General features: G+C 49.9%; 2 protein-coding genes. One reads left to right on the forward strand and one right to left on the reverse strand.

Going from position 1 to position 2,895, the window contains the following annotated elements; all coding sequences use genetic code 11:
* Positions 1-8: 8 nt before the first annotated feature.
* On the reverse strand, positions 9-773 hold the full coding sequence (pdhR, locus tag AU511_RS16600) for a pyruvate dehydrogenase complex transcriptional repressor PdhR (RefSeq protein WP_026739135.1): 765 nt from the start codon (positions 771-773) through the stop codon (positions 9-11).
* 598 nt (positions 774-1,371) lie between these two features.
* Between pdhR and AU511_RS16605 the strand changes: the two genes are divergently transcribed.
* On the forward strand, positions 1,372-2,727 hold the full coding sequence (locus tag AU511_RS16605; protein WP_094110344.1) for an amino acid permease: 1,356 nt from the start codon (positions 1,372-1,374) through the stop codon (positions 2,725-2,727).
* Positions 2,728-2,895 lie beyond the last annotated feature (168 nt).

The raw sequence follows: 2,895 nt of genomic DNA on the forward strand, positions 1-2,895 counted from the left end.
GAAAGCACCTAATCCTTGCGTTGCTGGAGCCGACGCAATGAGCGTTCTCGCCGACTGTGTTCTCGGTTCAGTTCCAGCAATATTTCCTCTATAAACGCCAGATGGCGGTGTGAAGCTTCGCGCGCCTGCTCCGGCTCACGAGCGACTATCGCCTCAAATATTCTGGCGCGATGACTACTCACCTTGGCCAAGACTTCTCGACTCAGGTAGAGCAATTCGAAATTCTGTCGTACGTTCTGTTCCAGCATAGGCCCCATGCATCGCAATAGGTGCAGTAGGACGACGTTATGCGTCGCTTCCGTCACCGCAACCTGATAGTGCATAACGGCTTCCGCCTCCGCGACGAGATCGCCGGATTCACGTGCTTGTTCAATCAAAAAATGGCATTCCCGAATGCGTTGCAAATCGGATTCAGTACCGCGTAAAGCCGCGTAATAAGCTGCGATGCCTTCCAATGCATGACGGGTTTCAAGAAGATCGAACTGTGATTCAGGATGATTGCTGAGCAGCTCTGCCAGCGGGTCGCTGACGCTCTGCCACAAATTGGTCTGGACAAACGTGCCGCCGCCCTGACGACGTAGCAACAGTCCTTTCCCTTCAAGCCGTTGAATGGCTTCTCTAAGAGAGGGACGTGACACCTCGAACTGTTTGGCGAGCTCGCGTTCCGGAGGAAGTTTTTCACCGGGCCGCAAAGTCCCTTCGAGAATCAGAAACTCCAGTTGCTGTTCAATCACATCTGATAGTTTGGGCTGACGGATCTTGCTGTATGCCATGGCGAAATTGTCTCGGCGAAAAGCGCGGAGTTAATTGGTAATACCAATTTAAAAAACGTGCCGTCAAAGTAACAAAGTATTCACCTTCTGTCTATATGATTACTATGACAATTGCCCTATCGCTATTGTTTTTAACAACAAGGGCAAACCAATGAGTAATCACGCTAATATGTCATTGGTATTACCAATATTTCCGGCGTCGGCGCTGTAACCTTTTATGAACAAAACCCTCACGGCTGAAACGATTAAACCTTCCCAAAAAGAATCAAAACGGCATTTTCTGCATAAAAACGCACAAAACAGCCGGAATTAAACTATTCGCAGTCAAATTAAATGTTAAGTATTGCATAACAATGAGAGGATAGAACCTGTGGTGAGTACCGAAAAGTCGATGAGGCTTTTTCGGCTTGGCTTTAGGCCACACAACGAATAAATCAGTGCATTTATCGACGCTTATCACTATTCTCTGACCAACGGTAGTGGAAAGGTCATTTTATTCTCTCCGTAGTCGTAAACTTAAAACAACACCAATGTAAAGCGGCCAGTACTCTGGCAGTGCTATCAAGACTTTCATTTAGATCGGCAGAAGGTAAAAGCCATGCAAAATCAACAAGACGGAACGCTAAAGCGTGGATTGAAAAACCGTCACATACAGTTGATTGCCCTCGGCGGTGCAGTGGGAACGGGACTGTTTCTCGGTATCGCACAGACAATCAAGATGGCGGGACCCTCGGTTCTGCTGGGATACGCCATTGGCGGTATTATTGCGTTTTTCATCATGCGCCAGTTGGGAGAAATGTCGGTTGAGGAACCTGTAGCAGGCTCGTTCAGCCACTTTGCTTACAAATACTGGGGGAACTTTGCAGGCTTCGCCTCAGGGTGGAACTATTGGGTGCTGTACGTACTCGTGGCCATGGCCGAGCTCAGCGCCGTCGGCATCTACGTTCAGTATTGGTGGCCAAGCATTCCGACCTGGGTTTCCGCCGCCGTCTTCTTCATGGTCATCAACGCCATCAACCTCGCTAACGTGAAGATTTACGGGGAAATGGAATTCTGGTTCGCCTTGGTCAAGGTGAGCGCCATCATCGGGATGATCATTTTCGGCGGCTGGTTATTGCTCAGCGGACATGGCGGCCCGGAAGCCACGGTAACAAATCTGTGGAATCAGGGCGGATTCTTCCCGAACGGGATCATGGGTCTGGTCATGGCAATGGCGGTTATCATGTTCTCCTTTGGCGGGCTGGAACTGGTAGGAATCACTGCCGCTGAAGCAGACGACCCCGAAAAGAGCATCCCTCGCGCCACCAATCAGGTGATCTACCGCATTCTGATTTTCTATATCGGCTCCCTGACGATTCTGCTGTCGTTGTACCCTTGGGGTAAAGTGGTAGAAGGCGGCAGTCCTTTCGTCATGATTTTCCACGAGCTGAACAGCGATGTGGTCGCTACCATTTTGAACATTGTCGTGCTGACTGCCGCGCTATCGGTTTACAACAGCTGCGTTTATTGCAACAGCCGCATGCTATACGGTCTGTCTAAACAAGGTAATGGTCCCAAAGCGCTTAGCACGGTGGATGCACGTGGTGTACCTGTCGTCGCTATTGCTATTTCAGCACTGGCGACCGCCTTTTGCGTACTGATCAACTACCTCATTCCCGGCAAAGCTCTGGAACTGCTGATGGCCCTCGTCGTCTCGGCTCTGGTCATCAACTGGGCTATGATCAGCTTGGCACACATCAAGTTCCGCCAGCATAAAGATCGGGAAGGCGTTAAAACCAAGTTTAAGGCGCTGCTTTACCCCTTCGGCAACTATCTGTGCCTACTCTTTATGGTGGGTATTCTAGTGATAATGGCCCTGACGCCGGGCATTCGTATTTCAGTCATCCTGATCCCAATTTGGTTAGCGGTACTGGGATGCGGTTACTGGCTGAAACAACGTAGGCAGTCTAAATAAAGCTTTCGTGACTCCGATGTCGCCTGACCCTGCGGGCGACATCAATTGATACTTACATTTAGAACGCACAACTGCCTCTCTGACCACATTGATTTTTTTCCTCCTCAACTGCCCTGCTGTTTTCCTCTTCATCACCCACCAACGGTTCGACACTCCCAAAGTTGCCAC

The sequence above is a fragment of the Lonsdalea iberica genome (assembly GCF_002111585.1).
GTDB classification, from domain to species: domain Bacteria; phylum Pseudomonadota; class Gammaproteobacteria; order Enterobacterales; family Enterobacteriaceae; genus Lonsdalea; species Lonsdalea iberica.